Source organism: Mesorhizobium sp. LSJC280B00 (assembly GCF_000502835.1).
In the GTDB taxonomy this organism is placed as follows: Bacteria; Pseudomonadota; Alphaproteobacteria; order Rhizobiales; family Rhizobiaceae; genus Mesorhizobium.
In genome coordinates, this window is the sequence record NZ_AYVL01000039.1 from 32,752 (window position 1) to 53,095 (window position 20,344).

Below are 20,344 nucleotides of genomic sequence, written 5' to 3' on the forward strand. Positions count from 1 at the left end.
TCAGGAGGCGGCTTTTGGCGATGACTGCGGCAACGATCGACCGTGCGCTACGCGCGGTCCGCGAGACCGCAGGTGGAGGCAAGCGGCGCCGGCCTACGCCATCTGTCGGCTCGCCGAATTCGGCGTCGGTATCGGAGATCGGCTTGTGTCTGGACTTGATCTTACGCTTGACACCCGAGCGGAAGCACCGGCGGATAGGCACAGGCCATCTGAAAACGCGATGGCACCGTCCAGAACATTATATTGGTGAACTCTACGCCAAGTGGCGCATACTTTGCAGGTGGCCAAACCCAACTGCAACCGCCCGTCAACGCCGTCCGGAAAAAATCGAGCAAAGCGAAGTGCAGATCAAAGATGTCCTTCTCGCGCCTGGCAACGGCGCATTCTTTTATGACGATCAGGAAGCCATTAGGTCCGGCGCAATCCAGGACGGCTTCGTCTATGTCGGAGCACCGACAACGCCTGGGTACAAGTCCATCCGCATTCCAGCATCTTCGCTCAGCGTCGGGCTCGTCCTTGCTGACGACACTGTTGTTTGGGGCGACATGATGAACGTCCAGTATTCTGGTGCCGGTGGACGCGATCCTCTGTTCGACATCAATCAAATCTCAAATCTAATGTCACGCGTGGTCGTACCGCGCCTTCTTGATGTCGATGCCTCTCGGTTTCGTGATTCTTGCACTAAGGTTTTACAGCCGGTTGAACATCAGCGGCTCCCTCTCGCTATCGAGTATGGCGTCAGCCAAGCTCTTCTTCGCGCAGGCGCCCATCTCCGGCGCGGGACGATGGCAGAGATCATATGTGGCGAGTTTGACTTGCCGATGCCTCGACGGAAAGTCCCGATTTACTGCCAGAGCGGCGACGCTCGCGAAATCAACGTGGACAAAATGATCCTGAAGACTGTGGATGTGCTTCCCCACGGCCTGATCAACTCACGGCAAAAATTCGGCGTCGGCGGCCGGACCTTCATGGAATTCGTGAAGTGGGTTGTAACGCGCACGCGCCAAATCGGCCGCCCGGGGTATCATCCGGTCCTGCATTTCGATGTGTATGGCTGGATCGGCCAAGAGGTCGGTCTGGAGCCGCAAAGCATCGCCGACTTTATTTGCAGGGTCGCCGATACCGTTCCGGGTTTTACGCTCAACATCGAATGCCCGGCGGATTTTGGTTCGACGCAAGCCCAAATTGATAACTACGCCCGAATTGTCTCCATTTTGGATGACCGGAGTTCCAGCGCTCGCATCGTCGTGGATGAGAGATGCAATACGCTCGAGGATATCCGGCTCTTTGCCGAAGCGAAGGCTGCGCATCTCGTTCAAATCAAGACCCCCGATGTCGGCTCAATTGCCGACACTGCGCGTGCCGTTCTCCTTTGCAAGGCCAACAAGGTCGGAGCGTATGTCGGCGGAAGCTGTACCGAGACAGATCTCTCCGCCCAAGCTTCTGTCCACGTATCGGTAGCAACCCAGGCCGACATGATGCTTGCAAAGCCCGGAATGGGTGTCGACGAGGCATTCTCAATTGTTGGGAATGAACAAAACCGGTTGCTGGCGATGCTGAACCGTCGCCAGGCTCAATGAAAACGCTGGATGAAAAGCACGGTGTCGCATGCAGAACTCTCTTCAGGGGATCACTGTCGTAGCCGTGGAGCAGGCGGTGGCCGCGCCTTACGCATCGTCTCGCCTTGCGGACGCCGGCGCCCGGGTAATCAAGATCGAGAGGCCGGAAGGGGATTTTGCCCGAAACTACGACAAGTTGGTGCGGGGACAGAGCGCTTACTTCGTCTGGCTCAACCGGGGTAAGGAGTCGGTCTGTATGGACCTGAGGTCGGAGATAGACCGCGCGATCCTCGACACGCTCATTGGCTCTGCTGACGTCTTTATCCAGAATCTGAAGCCGGGCAGCATCGAGAAACTGGGCTTCGGGTCTGCTGATCTTCGTCGACGATATCCGCGGCTGATCACCTGCGACATCTCTGGTTTCGGGGAGAAAGGGCCGTATTCCCACTTGAAGGCCTATGATCTCATCGTCCAGGCCGAAACAGGTTTATGCGCGATCACCGGCAACCAACAAGGGCCCGCGCGTGTAGGGGTCTCGGTTTGCGACATCTCGGCGGGCATGACGGCGCATAGTGCGATTCTTCAGGCGCTCTATCACCGCGAGGTCACCGGCGAAGGGACCAGCATTCAGGTGTCACTGTTCGATGCAGTCGCCGACTGGATGAATGTTCCGGTTCTACAACACGACTACAGCGGCTATCACACTGTACGCGCGGGCGTGAAACACCCGTCGCTTGCCCCATATGGCGCCTATCATTGTGCCGATGGCAAGGATGTCATCTTTTCGGTTCAAAATGACCGCGAATGGGTAAATTTCTGCGATAAGTTCCTGAAGCAGCCGGGCCTTACACGCGCGCCTTGTTTTGCTGATAACATGGAGCGCCTCCGTCATCGTTCGCAACTTGATGAGATCATTGAGGGGCGGTTTTCCGAACTATCCTGCCATGAAGCCATGCAGGAGCTTGAGGCGGCCGGTCTGGCGTATGGGCGACTGAACGAAGTGGCGGATATTTCAAAGCATCCACACGTTCGCAGGGTTGAGGTTGGCACACCTGAAGGAGTTGTAGACACGATAGCTCCCGCGGCGATTTTCAACTCCGAGCGCCCGTCGTTACGCCCAGTTCCGGCTCTTGGTGCCCACACTGAGGCTGTTCGCGAAGAGGTTGTGGGGCGTTTGCGCGAAATAGCCACGTCAGCGTGAGCGTGCATCTTGTCGATAAGGTGGGCGCGCTCGCGATTAAAGAGAGCGTGCATACTTCGGGTCATCTCAGCGCATCGGCGGTCCAGCAAGCCCACTGCCACCGCCCTTGCTACGACCGCCGAGGCGACGCCATGATCAAGGACACCTTTCCGGCCATTGAAAGCGCGATGTCTGTACCCCGCTGGAAATCCCTGCTCTTCGTTCCCGCTCACGTTCCGCGTTTTGTAGAGGCGGCCCATGAGCGCGGTGCAGATGGCGTCATTCTCGACCTGGAGGATTCCATCCCCCATGATCAGAAGGGCGAGGCACGGCGGCAGCTTCCTGAGTCCGTGGCAAAGGTGGCGCGCAAGGGGGCATCTGTTTTGGTCCGCGTCAATCGTGGTTTGTGCGCCTTGGCGGCCGATCTCGATGCAGCCGTGCTGCCTGGTGTTGACGCACTGGTTCTTCCGAAGACGGATTCGGCAGAGTGGGTATTAGAGATCGCGAATGCGGTTTCAAGCCTTGAACGAGAAAGGGATCTTCCGCTGGGAGGCATCCGGTTCCTTGCCCAGATCGAGACGCCGGGCGCCTTGCAAAGGCTCGCAGCCATTGCGTCGGCGCATCCAAGGATGGTCGCAATGGCACTTGGTCCTGAAGACTTCAGCGCCGCTGTCGGCGGCGCCCCGGAATTCGACCTTCTCTTGACGCCCAACCTTTCTGTTCTTTTTGCCGCCCGCGCGGCCGGCTTGCTTCCGCTGGGCTTCATAGGAAGCATTGGCGAGTTCTCGGACACTCATAAACTTCGTGAAGCCGCGGCGCATGCGCGGCGGCTTGGCTTTGCCGGAGCTTTGGCGATCCATCCGGCACAGGTAGCCATATTCAATGAGGCTTTCTCGCCAACCGCACAGGAACTCGAGTGGGCCCGTCGCGTCGTCGCGGCGGAAAACGATGCCGCCACGCTTGGCCTGTCTGCATTCTCGTTGAATGGTAAGATGGTTGATCCGCCAGTGGTGCGGCGCGCCCACGAAATCCTGGCTCTCGCCAGGAATAACTGACTTGCATTTAATCATCCGGCCGGACAGGCGCTGGTTTTCGAGACATGGCCGACGGTTTGTGTTGCCTGCTATCTCGTTTCGAGATAGATATAACAGCACTGGGGAACATGCCCCGGTTGGAATTGGTCATCGTGGACATCAGGCAGTTAAGATACTTTGTCGGCGTCGTTGAAGCCGGCAGNTTCGATACCGCTCGCCGACCTGCATGCGTTTCCGCTGGCGGTTCCGATGCGCAACAACAATGTCAGGCGTTCGGTGGCTGATGTCGTTGCGCAGCACGGGTGTGTGCTGGACGTCAGATTCGAAGTCGACTCCCTTTCTACGATCATCAACATGGTCATGGAAGGAAAAGCCTATTCTATCCTTGCCCCGTCGGCCATTCAGAAAGAGGCGTCTCAGGGCCAAGTCCGGACGATTAAGATCATTGATCCGGTGATTACCCGTTCCGTTGTGCTTGCCGTCAACCCGAAAGATGAGCGCTCTCCAGCCGTCTCTGCCGTCCGCAAGCTGATCCCCAAGGTCGTCGGGACTTTGATCGACAGCAGGCACTGGTCAGCCACGGTTCCGGACCGGGCTTAGGCAAATCCTTCAAACCATATTCCAGTGCTAGCACTCTTCCGCGGCGTCTCAATCTGGATTCAAGATGGTTTTGGGCGACATTCAATATTTGACCACATGCGACTATCGCGATGAAATCGCAGAGGTGCGAGGCACGGTCGGATATCGGCCGTTCTCGTATTGGCAGATTTATTCAAGCGGAGCATGCGATGTCCAACGCCACGACCTATCAGCTTTTTATCAACGGCAGTTGGCGAGGCGGTAGTGACGGAATTACTCTGCCGGTAATCAATCCGGCGACGGAGAAGGTATTTGCCTGGGTAGCCTCCGCGACGGTGCCGGATCTGGATGAGGCCCTCGCTTCGGCAGAGCGGAGCCGCAAGGCTTGGTCCTCACGGCCTGCAAAAGATCGTGGCGAGATCCTCGTATTAGCCGCAAGGATCTTGGCAGCGAAGCTTGGAGTGGCAGCCCGGGATCTGTCGGCCGAACAGGGAAAGACGATTGCCGAAGCGACAGGTGAATACGCGCGCGCTGTCGAAACACTGGAGTGGAACGGCACCCACGCCGAAGAGCTGTCGGCCCCTATTCCGATGGGCCCGAACCGGATGNCAGTGCTAGCACTCTTCCGCGGCGTCTCAATCTGGATTCAAGATGGTTTTGGGCGACATTCAATATTTGACCGGGCGTGACCATCGCGATGAAACTGCAGAGAAGCGAACCTAGGCTGGACATCGGCTGGTCTCGCACTGGCAGGAATTCAGTCAAGCGGAGCATGCGATGTCGAGCGCCCGAAACACTGGAGTGGAACGGCACCCACGCCGAAGAGCTGTCGGCCCCTATTCCGATGGGCCCGAACCGGATGATCGTCCCGGAGCCCCTTGGCGTCGTTGCCGCCTTTACGCCTTGGAACTACCCGGCCGTTCTCATCGCCCGCAAGCTCGCCCCTGCTTTGGCGGCAGGCTGCCCGGTGATCCTAAAAGGGGCTGAAGAGACACCAAGCGCGGCTGTCCATTTCGTCGAAGCCTTGCGACAAGCGGGTATCCCGGACGGCGTAGTCAATCTCGTCTTTGGCGTTCCGGTGCAAATATCCCGGCACTTACTCAGCTCGCCGATCGTCAAGGTCCTAACTTTCACGGGCTCTACCGAGGTTGGAAAACAGCTCGCCAAGCTCGCCGCGAACAACTTGCAGCGGTGCATTCTTGAACTCGGTGGACACTCCCCGGTCGTTGTATGCGAGGATGCGGATCTCGCAAAGGTCATACCGGCAATCACGGAATACAAGTTCGAGTGCGCGGGTCAAAGCTGCAATGCGCCCAGCAGGATCCTCGTCGCGCGCAACCTCTACGAGGAATTTCTTTCCCGGATGACGGAAGCCGCTCGCAAGATCAAGATCGGCCCACCGGACGACCCGGCGACGGAGATGGGCCCAATGGCGAACGCGCGGCGGACGGAGGCCATGCAGCGTCTGATCGAGGATGCCGTCGATCGCGGCGCCCGCATCGAAACCGGCGGCACCCGCCTCGACCAACCGGGCTTTTACTGGCCGCCAACCATCCTGACGGGGGTGCCAAAGGATGCGAAAGTGCTTCATGACGAGCCGTTCGGGCCGATCCTCACCGTCGCACCGTTCGACACGATCGAGGAGGCGATCGAAGTAGCCAATGCCACCGAGTATGGCTTGGCCGCCTACTTCTTCACCGGCGCCACCGATGCGAAACGGGCGCTGATTGGCGGTCTTGCGGCAGGCGCGATCAGTGTAAATTACCTGAAAGGGGTTTCCGCAGATGCCCCGTATGGTGGCGTCAAACAAAGCGGTTATGGATATGAGGGGGGCGAGCAGGGATTGCGGAGCTTCCAAAGCCTGAAACTGGTCAACGGGCTTGGGTTATTCGGATGAGATTCGGTGAATAAAACAACACGGACCATTGCGGGAAAGGATATTACAAAGAGCGTCGCCGACGCCCTTCAGTACATCTCGTACTACCATCCCCCCGACTACATCCGGTACCTTTCGCAGGCATACACTCGCGAACAGAGCCCGGCGGCGAAGAACGCCATCGGGCAGATCCTGCTGAACTCCCGCATGGCGGCCTTCGGACGGCGTCCGATCTGCCAGGACACCGGTCTCGTAGTTGTCTTTGCCAAGGTCGGCATGGACGCCCGCATCAAATCAACGGCCAGTTTCGCTGACCTTGTGAATGAGGGCGTCCGCCGGGCATATCTTGACCCGGACAACCCGCTCAGGCCATCGGTCGTTGCCGATCCGCTCGCCGGACGGATCAATACCCTCGACAACACGCCGGCGGTCATCCACGTCGACCTCGTGCCCGGCAACGGAATCGAAATTACCATCGCAGCAAAAGGGGGCGGGTCCGAAAACAAGGCGCGTTTCACCACCCTGAACCCCAGTGCGTCCGTTGCCGACTGGGTAGTCGACACCGTTTCGACGCTGGGCAGCGGATGGTGTCCGCCCGGCCTGATCTCGGTCGGCATCGGTGGCAGCGCTGAAAAGGCGATGCTGCTGGCCAAGGAGGTCATGAACGAGCCGATCGACATGTCGGAACTGATCGCCAGGGGGCCGTCAAGCGCGGAGGAGGCACTGCGGATCGAGCTGTATGAACGAATTAATGCGCTAGGCATCGGCGCTCAGGGCCTAGGCGGCCTGACCACGGTCGTTGACGTCAAGATTGCTACCTATCCTACACATGCGGCGTCGAAGCCTGTGGCGCTCATTCCGCAATGCGCGGCCAACCGGCACCTGAAGTTTACCTTGGACGGCTCGGGACCCATCAAGCTAGAGCCACCTGACTTTTCCGAATGGCCCCAGATCGGTCATGAGGATTTGCACACAACCGACGTCCGGCGGGTCAATCTCAATGGGCTTACGAAGGAAGAGACGGCATCGTGGCGCTGCGGAGAAACCGTTCTTTTGTCGGGAACGATGCTTACGGGCCGTGACGCCGCCCACAAGCGGATGGTCGAGCTGATCGATGCCGGCAAGCCGATCCCGGTCGATCTGCTGGGACGCGTAATCTACTACGTCGGACCCGTCCGCGCGGTAAGGGATGAGGTCGTCGGGCCGGCTGGCCCAACAACCTCCAGCCGGATGGACGGTTTTACTGAAAAGATACTCGCCGAGACTGGCCTATTTGCGATGGTCGGCAAAGCGGAAAGGGGCCCGGCGGCGATCGAGGCGATTGTGAGACACAGAACACCCTATCTCATTGCAGTGGGTGGCGCTGCATACCTGATTTCAAAATCGATCAAGGCGGCGCGGCTCGTTGCCTTTGAAGACTTGGGCATGGAAGCCATCTATGAATTTGAGGTGCAGGACATGCCGGTTATCGTGGCTGTCGATGTCGAGGGAAACTCCATTCATAATTCCGGGCCGCTTGAGTGGCGTAAGCGCATGGCGGCCGACAGCATCGCCCGCAGCATCGGCGTTTGAGTCCGCCGGCTGCGCGAATCCGGCCAGACTCAATGTCGCGACATCGGGCCGGGCCGGACTCTGGGCCGTAGCGGCAACACGAGCGGCATTTGCGGTGCCTAGGCTCCTCGGCGAGCCAAAGAAGAAAGGCCTTCAATTCACCTCGAAGCCAAATGCGCCGATGTAAACACTGTATCGACCATGCCGTCCACGGGATCGATGCTCGGAATTGTCGAGGGTGCCAAATCAGGTAAAGTAGCGGAGATTCAAAAAATGCGCTGTCTATTTCGACGAGGTCTCTGCCGAAAGGCGACTAAACCTCTCCAGTGCGTCATCGCCCCGTTAGGCGGCGGGGCGATAGCCAACTGGCCCCACGAAACGAAAGTGGTGAATCTGTCCGACATTTGAGAACATAGGGTGATCATGCGGCCAGGATTGAAGTTTCGTGCCGGAGCGGCCTGAGATCGAGGTTTTCTGTCGGGGTCCAGATATAGTCGCCAGTGAGGCTGATATGCTGCCATCCGAGCGGGGCGATATGCTTGACCACCTCCGGCGGGGTGGCGATGCCATTGCGATTGAGGTCAGCGAATGCCGGTTCGAGATACAGGGTGTTCCAGTAGACGATGACGTTGATCAGCAGATTCAGGCCTGAGGCGCGATAGAACTGGCTTTCGAATGTCCTGTCGCGAAGTTCGCCGAGGCGATTGAAGAACAGGGCGCGTGCCAGCGTGTTCTGGGCCTCGCTCTTGTTGAGGCCAGCGGTTGCGTTCCGGCGCATTTCAGGACTCTGCCACCACTGCGGCAAGAAGATCGAGCGATTGATTCGACCAATGTCGCGGAGCGCCAGTGCCAGTCCGTTTTGGCGTGGGAAAGCGGACAACTTTGCCAGCAAGGTCGATGGCCGACCCTGGCCTGACCGGATCGTTGTCACCAGGCGCAGTATGTCACTCCAGTTGGCTTTGATCCGATCGACATTGATCGAGTCACCGTGAGAGCGGCCAGCCTTGCCGGAGGTGTATCACCGGGGAAGAAGTAAAGCCGCCGGTCCTTGAGGCCGCGCAGGCGTGGCACGAGCTGGAAGCCGAGCAGATGGCAGAGCGCAAGCTCATGTCGCTGACGCCGCCGGTATCGACGTAGTGGGTTTCGATGGCGCGATCGCTGCCGTGATAGAGTAGGCCATCAGAACATGGATGGCTTCTCTAGCATTGGCGCTCATGGTAATGATGTGGAACGCGCCATACTGGTCGGACGTGAACCGGTAGAATTTGGCGCCGGGATTTGAACCGTAGCGTGCATTGAGGTCGCCTCTAGCCTCGCCGGGACCGCCGGCCTGGAAGTACTGTCCGTCAGACGACGATGTGGAGCCGTCACCCCAGATCGCCATGAGGGGCAGGCTTCGTTGGGCATTGATGAGGATCGCATGCGCCGCGGTATAGCCTTCCTCTCGGATGTGCCAGTCATGAGCCCACGCAAGCTGCCGCATCGTCAGGCCTGGAGAAACATCCGCCATGCGGGTCAGGCCGAGATTAATGCCGTCGGCGAGAATGGCGGTGAGCAGCGCAAGCTTGTTGTCGGCGGACCGGCCCGTGCGCAGGTGGGTGAAGGCGTTCGAGAATCCTGTGCGGGCGTCCACTTCGAGGATCATGTCGGTGATCCGGATTAGCGGCAACCGGGACTCTACCTTGGGCTTCGGCGACCTGGCGATGTCGGGCAATGCAGCCTTATGCGGAGTGACGTTGAAGCCGATTTCGGTCAACTCGACATCATCGAGTTCTCCCGCTTCTGCGAGCCGAGCAAGGTCGGACAGGCCTTTGTTCAGGATCGTTCGCTGTTCCTGAAGGTAGATTTCGACATCGGTCTCGACCGCGACTGGCAATGGCCCTTCCTCGCGCATCAGCTCGAACGTTGGCGTCGGAATGAGAAAGCTTTCGAACGACTGGAAGCGCTTCGATCCCTCGACCCAGACATCGCCGGCATCAAGCCGGCGCTTCAATTCGCTGAAGACGCAGAACTCGTAGGCTTTGCGGTTGATCCTGCCATCTTCCAGGACAAGGGCAGCCAGCCGCAAAGGAAATAGGCGCTCTGGCAGGGACGTTGCGCTTGCCCGTCCGATAGAGATCGGTGATCGTTGCCAAGGCCCGCAAGAGATTGGCTGCGACGGCGTGGCCACGAAACACGAAGGTCGAAAGAAATTCCGGCGCCATCTTTCGGATCGTCGGATAGCGCGAAAGCAGATCGGCTTTGCCGTCGACGACATCCGGGGCGATAAGCGTGTCGACAGCCTGCACGCTGCTGATGAACTGGCGCCAATGCACCGTGCGGTCGATCGCTGAACTTACGTCTTCGCCTTTCTCGTTTGCGTCGATCATCGCGTGGCAAACCCTTGAGACGTCCTTCAGCGGTTTCTGAAGCTCACGAACGGAGCGTGTGACCCTCTGGGCCGCTTGATTGTCCGCGCGCCGCGTCAAAGCGCCGAGCAGCTTCTCGAACAGATCCATGGCGCAATCGGTCAGGTTGCGGGAAAGGTATAGCGCCGTCGCGGCCAGCACGGCACGACGCCGCTCGGGATTGAGATCGCGAAGATGCTGGGCGCTCATCCTGTTTCCTTCTGCGGAAAGCTCATCGAAGAGCTTTACGGGAATCCAGTCGGCCAACTCAGCTGGCAGGGCGAGAGACCGCAGCAGCTTGACCCGTTCGGCAATTCTGTCGAGATTGACGGCGTTCGGCGACAATGATGGCGCCCGCAACCATGCGAGCGTCGTCACGGCCGTGCCTTCGCGAATCTCGAGAAGAGCATCGAGGCTGACTTTCTGGCTTTCCGACAGGCCGTTGGAGAGCGCCCGGTGAGCGATCCGAACGCGGCGCCGGATGACCACATGGATGATGGTTTCTAGGGCAGCCCGCGTTGGCAGAAGGATATGTCTTCGCCGCACCTCCAGCACCATATCCGCCAGTGCGTCGGCGTGGCGCAGGGTCTGGGCGGCCGGCGTCAGCCAGCCGGTCAGCACCCGGATGTCCGTCGACGAAAACGGTCGCGCCTTCAGCCGATCGAGGAGCATGGCGAGGGTTCTCGCCGCGTCTGTGGCCGGTCGAAATATTTGTGAACCTGTGATCGACGCCAATCTGCCGGGCCAGATATCGCAACATGCCTTGCGGGAGAACCTCATTATCGGCGAGGGCGCGGCCGGGATGGCGAAGAGCGGCGAGAACGCAGGCCAATCCCAACCGGTTCGGCGACCGATTTTGGCGAAGGATCAGATCGAGGTCTGCCTGGTCCAGCGTGTAGTGCTTGATGATCTCCCGCTCGTCATCCGGCATGGCAGTCGCCTGCTGCCACCACGCTTCACTCAAAAGGGTTCGTCGCGCCATTCACCAACTCCGCTCGCTTCAACAGGAAGGGGAGGATCGAAGCGCGATTGGCCTGTCCGGGAAACGATCCTTATACGGTATCCCCAGAATTTGTCCGCACACCTTGTTCCCCGATGGCAAATCGGACAAAGTCCGGGATGAACGGGAAGACGGACAGATGAGGCGGGGAATGGCGACGATCGGCTATGTGAGGGTTTCGACAGGCGAACAGGATACCGCCTTGCAACTCGACGCCCTGCGCAAAGCAGGGTGCGAGAAGACTTTTGAAGATCGGGCATCCGGCGTGAAAACCGAGCGGCCCGGACTGGCCGATGCAATTCGCTATGTCAGGGAAGGAGACACTCTCACGGTCTGGAAGCTCGACCGGCTTGGTCGCTCGATGAAACACCTGATCGAAATCATCACGGAGCTGGATGCCAAGGGTGTCGGATTCCGGTCTCTGACCGAGAATATCGACACGACGAACTCGGGCGGTCGGCTGGTGTTCCATCTCTTTGGGGCACTGGCACAGTTCGAACGCGATCTGATTGGGGCGCGCACGAAGGCCGGACTGAAAGCGGCCGAGGATCGTGGCCGGCGTGGCGGTCGACAACCCGCTGTCACCCCGGACAAACTGAGGAAAGCTCGCCAACACATGGCAAGTGGGTTGAACGTCCGAGAGGCGGCCGCCCGTGTGAAAATCGGGAAAACCGCGCTCTACGCCGCCCTCAAAGCGGAAAAATCAAAAGCCAAAATCCGGTCAGCGTCCTGAGTTCGTGCTACGTTCTCAAAAGTCGGACAAATTCGCTACTTTCGTGTCGTGAGGCCTACCGGAGGCTGCTCCGCCAAATTCCAACACGATCCGCTACGGCACCTGCCGCAGCTCGTCTGCCGCACAGACGTGTATTTCGAGACCGACAACGATTACTTCTTACCTGAGGCCATCTCCGCTGGTGCGGGGGAAGGCCGCAATTTGCTGCTATTTGCAAGGGGTTGAAGACGGCGTGATCGACCAATTGATCAAGTCGACGGCACGCTGAAGTATCGCCTCGGTTTGAGTACGGCTGGGTGAAGCGGCGATGACATGTCCGATCCTATCTCGGTAATCGCCCTTCCTGACGACCGGCGCCTTGGGTTCAACATAAAATCGGACTTCGGCTACACCTGGTACAGCAGCCGCCCGATAGGCGCCATCGATCCAATCAATGACGCCATCGCGATCAGGAAGCAGGTTCCGCGAGGCCGCAGTTTGCAAATGCTTTCTGCGCAAATCCCATTCCTCACCGATCACTAGCTTGGTGTGCTCAGTGACGAGATCGACACCGTAAGCCAGCTGAACCAGTTGAGGAACGGACCCCCCGGGAAGACGCGGATTGACTTCAATGACGACTGGGCCAAGCTTCGTCCATCGGAATTCAACGTTCGTTGGCCCCCAGCCGAGGCCGAGCGCTCGCAAACAGCTCAACCCAACCTCGACGATACGTTTATGCTCGTCACCAGTGAGCGGGGCCGGATAGATAGACTCACGACAGACGAAATGCGGCGGGGGCCCGTAGTCAACGGCACAAACCCCAATGACTTCATTTCCCATTATCTCCGCGCCATAATGGGGGCCGTGGGCGAATTCCTCGACCAATATCCTCGGCGAAGACTGCCATATGTGCTTTCCGCCCAAAAGATACGTCGTATGTTCGGCCAACTCGTCGACATTGCGGCACAATCGGACACCGCAGCTGCCGCTGCCAACGACTGGCTTAAGGATCACGGGCAGGCCGATCTCCGTGGCAGAACTTTGTACGTCCTTAGCATTCTCCGCCATGCGATAAGCAGGCACCGGAATACCCGCCTCCGCGAGGAGCTGACGTTGAGTGAATTTGTCGCAGCATCGTTCAATCGATGCGGGGTTCGGTCCTGGTAGATCGAAATGCCGGCAGAGCTTGCCAACTGTCGCATAGACCGCCTCCCTAGCGCTCGTAATGCCAGCAATGTCATAGGTGGCACGTAGCCGGGAACATTCGCGGATCAGCGCATCGAGATTGTCTGTATCGACACGGATTGCCTCCATCCCTTCCGCCGCAAGATAGTCGTACTGAGCTGGATCAGCCGACAGGATAATTGGATGAAGACCAAGACGCCGGGCCGCTTGGGCGAACAGCGGACCAGTGCGGATATCTCCTTCAAGCAGGACGAGTGCTCTTCTTGCCATGGGTTTTGGTTCTCCGTCGAGCGGCGTGTGGCGATCCGAGCACAGGTTGGCATCCGCTTTTTCAGCGGTGCCTGCCCCCGGACTTGTGGTAAACGTACCATCGTCAGCGACTTGCGGGCGCAAAGTTCTGTGAAGTTATTTGAAGGAAATCTTGCAGCGTTGATGGCCAATGTATTCAGCCATCTGTATGTAGCCAGGTGCGACTACCTCCGGATGCTTGCCGAGCGCCACCGCTCGGATCCGCATCGGCAACCCTGGGCGGATGCCGGGCAGCTAGGAGCGTGTCTGAGTAGTCACTGGTCAAGCGGGTGCGAGTCTGATTCCTTGCTGGGCTATGAGCAAGGACTTTCGCCCCTGGAAGATCGATGAGGCACAGGTTCTGCCGCCGAGCGTGCAGGATTACGTGCCCAGGGATCACCTGTCTCGAGACCTTTGCACAGAAGCCGAACGGTGATTCTGTGGTGATGGTCGCAGCATGGAGATTCGGGATGGCGGATCGTGTTTTGGGTCAGTTGAGTCTGGCGGACGGTCTGGCGGCGTCGGACGACGATTTTCGACCTGGTATCGAAGGAGCTGGACTGGGCGCGATCCGAACATTGCTGGGTCAGCGCAGCGGTCCCGGCTCGGGCAACACCAGCTATCCGGCGGAACCGCTGGTGCGCTGTCTTTTGCTGGGCATGTGGCATGGGCTGAGCGATCCGGCGCTTGAAGCGCAGATCCGTGACCGGTTGTCGTTCCGCCGCTTTGCCGGTTTCAGCCTTTCGGATCGCACGCCGGACCATTCGACACTGTGGCGCTTCCGCGAGGAGCTGACGCGCGAACGGCTGATCGACAAGGTATTCGAGGAGATCAACCGTCAGCTGGAAGAGAAGGGCCTGATCGTCAAGCGCGGCACGCTGGTCGATGCCACATTCCTGCAGGCGGGCAGCCGCCCGCCCAAGCAGCCGAAGAAAGGCTACCAAGGCCCGATCAAGCCGGCGGCCGACAAGGATGCGCGCTGGGGCAAGAAGGGCAAGAAGAGCATCTTCGGCTATAAGATGCACATCGGCGTCGACCAGGAACACACCTTGATCCGGCGTGTCGAGGTGAGCTACGCCTCGGTCACCGACACCGAGCCGGCCGACGCACTGATCAGCGGCGATGAAAGGGCGGCCTATGGCGATCAGGCCTATTATACCCATGCCAGGCATGCCCGGCTCACCAAGGCCAACATCAAGGACCGGCTGATGCGGCGGCCCAACAAGCATCACCCCGAGTTGCCGCCGCGCCACAAGCTGCGCAACCGGCTGATCGCCAAGGTGCGGGCGGCGGTCGAGCGGCGCTTCGCCGTGTTCAAGAAGCGCTACGGCATGCGGCGCATGCGCTTCTTCAGTCTCGCCGCCAACCGCACGCAGTGCATGCTGGCCGCCTGCGCCTACAATCTGCGGACCATGATCGGCGCCCTCTACCCACCCGATGAGAGGCGGGCATGAGGAGGAGTCTGCCCAGAATCCGCGGGATCGGCCGCCTAAACCTGCAGATTGCCTCGCAAGGCCGCTGATACCCACTCCGCAGGTCTTCAAAAAGCCCCTTTACCCCACCAAACGCGACTTCGCTCCCCGTGCAAAACCCCCGTCTCGGCTGATCGTGGCGCTGGTGCGGGAAGAGCTTGATCTTTCCGCGATTGCCGGCAGCTACAGGAGCATGCTGGGCCAACCACCGTTCGATCCGCGCATGATGACGGCGCTGCTTCTGCATGGCTACGCGAGCAGCATCTACTCGTCGCGGCGGATCGCCAGGGCGGCTTGTGAGCGAGCGGATTTCATGATGATCGTGGCGGGCGATGCGCCGGACTTCCGCCATCTCGGAGTTCCGCAGACGGCATCTGAAGGCGCTGGCTGCGCTGTTCGTGCAGGTCTTCCAGCTTGCCGAGAAGGCGGGATTGGTGAAGCTCGGGCACGTGGCGCTCGACGGCACCAAGATCAAGGCCAACGCGTCCAAGCACAAGGCGATGAGCTACGAGCGCATGAAGAAGCGGGAAGCGGAGCTCGAGGCCGAGGTCGACCGCTGGCTCAAAGCCGCGGAGGCGGCCGATCGGGAGGAGGACAAGCTCTACGGCAAGCAGCGCGGCGACGAGATGCCCGATTGGGTGGCCGACAAGCAGAAGCGACTGGAGAAGATTCGCCAGGCCAAGGCCGAACTGGAGGCCGAAGCCAAGGCCGCCGCCGAAGAAGAGATGCGCCGCCGGGACAAGGCGGAGGAGCAGCGCAAGGCAGAGGGCCGCAAGAAGAACGGCAAGACGCCGGCGCCACCGAAGACGGAGCCTGAGGGCAAGGCGCAGCGCAACTTCACCGATCCGGGAAGCCGCATCTTGAAGACCAAGGACGGTTACATTCAGGGCTACAATGCGCAGGCCGCTGTCGGCCCAGATCATCGTGGCCCAGAGCCTGACGCACAGCATGAGCGACCAGGACCAACTCGTGCCGCTCATCGACGGGATCAAGGACAATCTCGGCCGCAAGCCAAAGGAAGCCTCAGCCGATGCCGGTTACTGCAGCGAGACAAATCTTGCCGCCTTGGCCGAGCGCGAGGTCGGCGCTTACCTCGCTACCGGGCGCGCCAAGCACCCTGCCCAAGGCAGACCCAAAATTACCGGACCGCTCGTCCAGGCGATGCGGTACAAGCTGAAGCGAGCGGGACGACGAACCCGATACAGGCTCAGAAAGCAAGTCGTCGAGCCGGTGTTCGGACAGATCAAACAGGCAAGAGGGTTCAGGCAATTCCTGCTGCGCGGCATCGAGAAAGTGAAAGCCGAATGGGCGCTGATCTGCACCGCCCACAACCTCACCAAGCTCGCCCGAGCGGCATGAACCGGCTATCGTTCAGCCAACACCCCTATGCCGGAGCTATCTGGACAGGCTCCTAGTGTCCAACGCTTGGTGCCCGCGCTTGACGGCGGCGATGATTTTGTCGGGATCGGCGGTCCAGGTGAAGGGCTTGGGCTGCTGGTTGTGCTCGGCGAGGAAGCGGTTGATGGCGGCCTGGAGATCGACGGAGTGGAAGACGCCGCGTTTCAGGCGGCGCTTGGACAGCTTGGCGAAGAAGCCTTCGACCGCGTTGAGCCATGAGCATGATGTCGGAGTGAAGTGGAAGGTGAAGCGCTCGTGACGGTCGAGCCAGGCGCGCACCTTGGGGTGCTTGTGGGGAGCATAGTTGTCGAGGACCACGTGCACCGCCTTGTCTGCGGGAACCTCGGCGTTGATGGCATTGAGAAAGCGGATGAACTCCTGATGGCGATGGCGCTGCATGTTCCTGCCGATGACGGTGCCGTCGAGGACGTTGAGGGCGGCAAACAGCGTCGTTGTGCCGTGGCGCTTGTAGTCGTGTTGGTGTGGACGGCCCCCGCAGGGCATCGATGTGCCAGAATGAGGTCGTTGAAGATCTCAAGCAAAGGAGACCGTCCGAGGAACAGATTATTCGAATTGGCATGGATACGTCAAAGCACGTGTTCCAGCTCCATGGTGTGAACGCGGCTGAAGACCCGGTTCTGCGCAAGAAGCTTCGGCGCAAGGAGATGGTGGCGTTCTTCGAGGAAGCGCCGCCGACGGTGATTGCGATCGAGGCGTGCGGCGGATCGACATAGAGGCCGACGACGTCGCGCAGCTTGTCGACGAAGTTGGAGAGCTTGAACTGGCACCAGCGGTGGGGTGCGAGGCCATGCGCCTTCCAGATGCGCCTGACTGCGCTGGCGCTGATGGCGGCAGCTTTCGCCATCATGTCGGCGGTCCAGTGCGTCGTCTCGCCCGGCGGATCGGCAAGCGTCAGCGCCACGACGCGCTCGCCGGCCTCGGGTCCGAGCGGCGGAATGCGCAACGGCCGCGTCTTGTCGCGCAGCAGCCCGTCGCAGCCTTCCGCGGCAAAGCGCTCCTGCCAGCGCCACACGCAGGTCTTCGACTTGCCGGTCCGGCGCATGATTTCGACGGTGCCGACGCCGTCGGCTGACAGAAGCACGATCTCGGCGCGCCAGACATGCTTTTGCGGGGCATTGCGGTCCCTGATCAGCGCCGTCAGACGGGAGCGATCGGTCGGCGAAACGGTGAACGATATTACTGTGCGCATGCGCCAGATTCGCATGCGCACACCGGAAAGGGAATTCCCACCAAGGACTCTTATGTCAGGCGGGGACCACTAGTCTACATATCCGTAACCACCGAGAAAGCTCATGCTGCGACGGGCTCTCGCTTGAGTGGCATCGTTAGGCAATGAATGCCGCTGCCACCTTTGGCAAACTCCGGGAAATAAGGATCCACTACCTTGAGACCCTCTGCCCGCAATTTGTCGATCACAGAGCGATTGTGCCTGGACGTCATAACCCGGTCATTTCCCAGAGAAACAACATTGCATCCAAGGTCCATCGCCTCCTTGTACGTCACCGGAATGATCCGGATTTTTTCCTCCCGGAGAAGATCAATGAAAGAATCCGGAAGGACTTCGGTGCAAACCAAAGCCAAGTTTTCCGCCGCCATGCTGAAAATAACATCCAAATGGAGGAAGTGCTCCGGAAACGGCTGCAGATGCACCCTCCAGCCATTCTTTTTGAACAGCGAAGTGAACTCCTCAGCGCCATCCCGCGTTGTGCGTTCACCGCTGTATCCTACGATTATCAACCCAGGCTTCGTGACTGAAATATCGCCACCTTCAATCGTGCCTTTGGACGACATCAAAGGAATAGGAATGCCCTTTGATCGATAGAAATCGATCACCGATGCGTATTCGCCCCGCCGCTCAATGTGTCTGAGCTGGAGGATTGCGGCACCCCAAGGGGTCATCTGACTACTGTCACGCGTGTCGCTCTGAAAAACCAGGTGGGGCTGAGGCTGAAGAAAGTGCACGTTGACACCGGTTTCGCCGAAGGCAGACACAATTTCATCATGCTGTGACATCGCAGCCGCAACGTCCGGAACGTTTTCGGTCATCTTTTCCTTGACGACCGAATTGATCGGCACCCATCCGTAATGCTGCGGCGAGCATAGCAATACGTCTTTCAACACGCCGTACTCAGAGTCCACCCCCCATTTGTGTGTTGTAAGAGACGTTTCTGTGGTGACGTCTGGTGAACCATGTAACGACATTTTTTACCTCAGGTCGTATGGGAAGTATTCTCGTGTTGATATTCTCGTATTTCCCGCTTGAGATCACGTTGTCCAGAGCTTTATTCAGCTCGTCACGAAGTTCTGTATTTGTCTTTGCAACGCGTGCCTACGCCTTCACCCAGGATGGGATCGACCACGGGCTCGCCTATCAGGCGCAGGGCGCCAGCTTCATCATCACGCTTGATTGCGAAGTAGCTGGAATTGGCATCATTAAGGACATAGTCGATATCTGGGATTTCAGATCGGCGAATGCTTCTGTGACCGTGGGACACTCACGAACCTCAACGCGATCGCCGAATTTAGATTCAAGGTACTTGCCGTACGCTGTCGAGGTTTCAACGCCGGCGGTCTTCCCATCCAGCTCAGCGGCGGAATTCAGCTCCAAGTCAAAATCACTCAACGTCCGGGTGCGCTGGACGGCACGAAGCGCAAGCATCACCAACATGACAGCGGTGCCAATTGTCAAAATGAGCATGACACTTCTGTTCAGTACGATCAGGCTCCCAGCCCCAGGCACCAGGGGTCACAAGAATAGCGTCGCAAAGTACGAATACCGAAGCCAGGAGGAAAGTCGGCCCTCCCAGTGTACCGATCCTCAATATTTCCGCATTCTGCGGACCTATGGAAAAGATGAGGCCTATGCACAAGGGGAACCCTTATACAATGGTGACATTGCCTCGCCACAGCATGATTTCTAGGTTTCCTGGCACATCAAGCTCGGCGGGAAAGTCCGGATAGGCGACTGAATTTCCATCGCGGTTGAATGTTGCTACCCCCGCATCTAGATTGTACTCGTTAATATCTTCACGCCTCACTTTTCCAACCCTCGTATCCATGACGAAGCGCGTCGAGTTGATCCAAGAAGGACTGAACCAGTTAATCCTCTCAATTATGCCGATCAACCGAGCAAGGTTGATCCTGAACGGAGCCGAAAAATTAATTGGGTCAGGAACGAAAATCGATAGGTTCCGGATTCCAAGCTGATCTAGCTGTTCCAGATGCTGAAGAAGCACGACATGATGATCATTAATCTGCCGCAATATGGGAAATTGGTTATAGCATCGGATTCCGGCTTGGCGGATCTTCGCGATGGCCTCCTTCACCTCGTCGCAAATCTCATACGGGTGTGTGAGGTGAAAGACGAGGCGAACACCTGCTGATGACAACAGCCCTAGCTTCCTCTCGTCGATGATGAGCTGAGGATTATAACTAATTGCTTTGGTGTGAATTCGTATCGACCGAATATGGCGATGCGCTTTAATGACTTCGAAAATTTTCGCCAAAGATGGGGCCGTGAGAGTCATCGGATCACCTCCGGATAAGATTACTTCCTCCGCATCCGTGTAGGTGTCGAGGTAACCAGACAGTTGTTCGACGGAATCTATGAACATGCTACGCTGGGAGTGTTGAGGCTCTGACAAAACATCCTGGCGGAAGCAGTATTGGCAATGCGAGACACATGTAGATGTCGGCATATATAGGATGCGGTCACGGTATTTTTGAATGATGTTGCCCGTTGTGTCTGGCGGCATGTTTACCCTGTCATCAACAAAGTCAGGAACCTCGCCGGGTGCCCTTATGTTGAGCCGCTCGTTCGTGGGGTAAACCATACGATGGAGGGGACCTTCCGTGTGCCCAAGTTGCTCAATTTCCTCGTCTACTTTCCGTTTAAAGAACGTTGAGACTTTTATGGGTAGCAATCTCTCCCGAACACGCAATATCTCAAATTGCTCATTCACCATTCGCTGCCGCTGCGGGTTTGTTCTCACAGATGGACGTTTCATTTCTCACCCTCATGGTTCCCATGCGGTGTGTCTTCGCAAAACATCAATCCCTCCATCATCTTGCAAGTGACCTCGCGCCCCTGCCGGACCGGCGA

General features: G+C 58.7%; 15 protein-coding genes and 6 pseudogenes. 11 read left to right on the top strand and 10 right to left on the bottom strand.

Going from position 1 to position 20,344, the window contains the following annotated elements:
- The first annotated feature begins 341 nt into the window (after nt 1-341).
- From X773_RS70040 to X773_RS70070, 7 genes and pseudogenes are all read left to right on the top strand, one after another.
- Complete coding sequence (locus tag X773_RS70040) at nt 342-1,580, top strand: methylaspartate ammonia-lyase (protein WP_023680117.1); 1,239 nt, start codon at nt 342-344, stop codon at nt 1,578-1,580.
- A gap of 28 nt (nt 1,581-1,608) precedes the next feature.
- Nucleotides 1,609-2,760, top strand: a complete 1,152-nt coding sequence (locus tag X773_RS70045; protein ID WP_023680118.1) for a CaiB/BaiF CoA-transferase family protein — start codon at nt 1,609-1,611, stop codon at nt 2,758-2,760.
- A 131-nt stretch (nt 2,761-2,891) separates the two neighbouring features.
- Nucleotides 2,892-3,794, top strand: coding sequence for a CoA ester lyase (locus tag X773_RS70050; protein WP_031212934.1), 903 nt, complete (start codon nt 2,892-2,894; stop codon nt 3,792-3,794).
- A 183-nt stretch (nt 3,795-3,977) separates the two neighbouring features.
- A pseudogene (locus X773_RS70055) lies at nt 3,978-4,373 on the top strand (LysR substrate-binding domain-containing protein); the annotation flags it as partial.
- Nucleotides 4,374-4,561: 188 nt separating this feature from the next.
- Nucleotides 4,562-5,041: an aldehyde dehydrogenase family protein gene (locus tag X773_RS70060; RefSeq protein ID WP_031212937.1), complete on the top strand. Its 480-nt coding sequence runs from the start codon at nt 4,562-4,564 to the stop codon at nt 5,039-5,041.
- Nucleotides 5,038-6,249, top strand: coding sequence for an aldehyde dehydrogenase family protein (locus X773_RS70065; RefSeq protein WP_023680122.1), 1,212 nt, complete (start codon nt 5,038-5,040; stop codon nt 6,247-6,249). The genes X773_RS70060 and X773_RS70065 overlap by 4 nt, the downstream gene beginning before the upstream one ends.
- Before the next feature lie 6 nt (nt 6,250-6,255).
- The gene (locus X773_RS70070) at nt 6,256-7,800 is read left to right on the top strand and encodes a fumarate hydratase (protein ID WP_031212942.1); all 1,545 of its coding nucleotides are present in this window, start codon (nt 6,256-6,258) and stop codon (nt 7,798-7,800) included.
- A gap of 400 nt (nt 7,801-8,200) precedes the next feature.
- On the opposite strand, the gene X773_RS75545 is transcribed toward X773_RS70070, so the two are convergent.
- The 4 genes and pseudogenes from X773_RS75545 to X773_RS79170 form a co-directional block, all read right to left on the bottom strand.
- The gene (locus X773_RS75545; protein WP_051406247.1) at nt 8,201-8,557 is read right to left on the bottom strand and encodes a Tn3 family transposase; all 357 of its coding nucleotides are present in this window, start codon (nt 8,555-8,557) and stop codon (nt 8,201-8,203) included.
- A 327-nt stretch (nt 8,558-8,884) separates the two neighbouring features.
- Nucleotides 8,885-9,847, bottom strand: coding sequence for a Tn3 family transposase (locus tag X773_RS73970; RefSeq protein WP_051406248.1), 963 nt, complete (start codon nt 9,845-9,847; stop codon nt 8,885-8,887).
- Nucleotides 9,756-10,838, bottom strand: coding sequence for a Tn3 family transposase (locus X773_RS76925; protein WP_023680126.1), 1,083 nt, complete (start codon nt 10,836-10,838; stop codon nt 9,756-9,758). Before X773_RS76925 ends, X773_RS73970 begins: the two co-directional genes overlap by 92 nt.
- Nucleotides 10,839-10,935: 97 nt before the next feature.
- A pseudogene (locus X773_RS79170) lies at nt 10,936-11,148 on the bottom strand (DUF4158 domain-containing protein); the annotation flags it as partial.
- Between the two features lie 169 nt (nt 11,149-11,317).
- Here X773_RS79170 and X773_RS70080 point away from each other — a divergent pair.
- Nucleotides 11,318-11,899: a recombinase family protein gene (locus X773_RS70080; RefSeq protein WP_031212944.1), complete on the top strand. Its 582-nt coding sequence runs from the start codon at nt 11,318-11,320 to the stop codon at nt 11,897-11,899.
- Nucleotides 11,900-12,106: 207 nt separating this feature from the next.
- Here X773_RS70080 and X773_RS75555 read toward each other — a convergent pair whose 3' ends face one another.
- Nucleotides 12,107-13,333, bottom strand: coding sequence for an acetyl-CoA carboxylase biotin carboxylase subunit family protein (locus X773_RS75555; protein ID WP_084641750.1), 1,227 nt, complete (start codon nt 13,331-13,333; stop codon nt 12,107-12,109).
- 488 nt (nt 13,334-13,821) lie between these two features.
- Between X773_RS75555 and X773_RS70095 the strand changes: the two genes are divergently transcribed.
- Both X773_RS70095 and X773_RS70100 read left to right on the top strand, forming a co-directional pair.
- Nucleotides 13,822-14,805: an IS5 family transposase gene (locus X773_RS70095; protein WP_051406249.1), complete on the top strand. Its 984-nt coding sequence runs from the start codon at nt 13,822-13,824 to the stop codon at nt 14,803-14,805.
- A 64-nt stretch (nt 14,806-14,869) separates the two neighbouring features.
- A pseudogene (locus X773_RS70100) lies at nt 14,870-16,182 on the top strand (transposase).
- 36 nt (nt 16,183-16,218) lie between these two features.
- On the opposite strand, the pseudogene X773_RS70105 reads toward X773_RS70100, so the two are convergent.
- A pseudogene (locus tag X773_RS70105) lies at nt 16,219-16,698 on the bottom strand (IS630 family transposase); the annotation flags it as partial.
- A gap of 29 nt (nt 16,699-16,727) precedes the next feature.
- On the opposite strand from X773_RS70105, the pseudogene X773_RS75560 reads away from it, so the two are divergent.
- A pseudogene (locus tag X773_RS75560) lies at nt 16,728-16,949 on the top strand (IS110 family transposase); the annotation flags it as partial.
- Here the strand turns inward: X773_RS75560 and X773_RS0139670 are convergent.
- From X773_RS0139670 to X773_RS70125, 4 genes and pseudogenes are all read right to left on the bottom strand, one after another.
- Nucleotides 16,916-17,431 (bottom strand): annotated as a pseudogene (locus tag X773_RS0139670) (helix-turn-helix domain-containing protein); the annotation flags it as partial. The pseudogenes X773_RS75560 and X773_RS0139670 overlap by 34 nt on opposite strands.
- Nucleotides 17,432-17,532: 101 nt before the next feature.
- Nucleotides 17,533-18,363, bottom strand: coding sequence for an arginine deiminase family protein (locus tag X773_RS70110; protein ID WP_245274840.1), 831 nt, complete (start codon nt 18,361-18,363; stop codon nt 17,533-17,535).
- Between the two features lie 250 nt (nt 18,364-18,613).
- The gene (locus X773_RS78605; RefSeq protein WP_245274841.1) at nt 18,614-18,940 is read right to left on the bottom strand and encodes a hypothetical protein; all 327 of its coding nucleotides are present in this window, start codon (nt 18,938-18,940) and stop codon (nt 18,614-18,616) included.
- 181 nt (nt 18,941-19,121) lie between these two features.
- Entirely contained in the window at nt 19,122-20,249 is a 1,128-nt protein-coding gene (locus X773_RS70125) for a radical SAM protein (protein ID WP_031212951.1), read from the bottom strand.
- Between the last annotated feature and the right edge of the window lie 95 nt (nt 20,250-20,344).

Bases quoted from the DNA above. Each gene is read 5' to 3' on its own strand.
- X773_RS75545 (WP_051406247.1), bottom strand. From the start codon at position 8,557: ATGCGCCGGAACGCAACCGCTGGCCTCAACAAGAGCGAGGCCCAGAAC.
- X773_RS76925 (WP_023680126.1), bottom strand. From the start codon at position 10,838: ATGCTCCTCGATCGGCTGAAGGCGCGACCGTTTTCGTCGACGGACATC.
- X773_RS70095 (WP_051406249.1), top strand. From the start codon at position 13,822: ATGGCGGATCGTGTTTTGGGTCAGTTGAGTCTGGCGGACGGTCTGGCG.
- X773_RS70080 (WP_031212944.1), top strand. From the start codon at position 11,318: ATGGCGACGATCGGCTATGTGAGGGTTTCGACAGGCGAACAGGATACC.
- X773_RS78605 (WP_245274841.1), bottom strand. From the start codon at position 18,940: ATGCTCATTTTGACAATTGGCACCGCTGTCATGTTGGTGATGCTTGCG.
- X773_RS70045 (WP_023680118.1), top strand. From the start codon at position 1,609: ATGCAGAACTCTCTTCAGGGGATCACTGTCGTAGCCGTGGAGCAGGCG.
- X773_RS75555 (WP_084641750.1), bottom strand. From the start codon at position 13,333: ATGGCAAGAAGAGCACTCGTCCTGCTTGAAGGAGATATCCGCACTGGT.
- X773_RS70050 (WP_031212934.1), top strand. From the start codon at position 2,892: ATGATCAAGGACACCTTTCCGGCCATTGAAAGCGCGATGTCTGTACCC.
- X773_RS70125 (WP_031212951.1), bottom strand. From the start codon at position 20,249: ATGAAACGTCCATCTGTGAGAACAAACCCGCAGCGGCAGCGAATGGTG.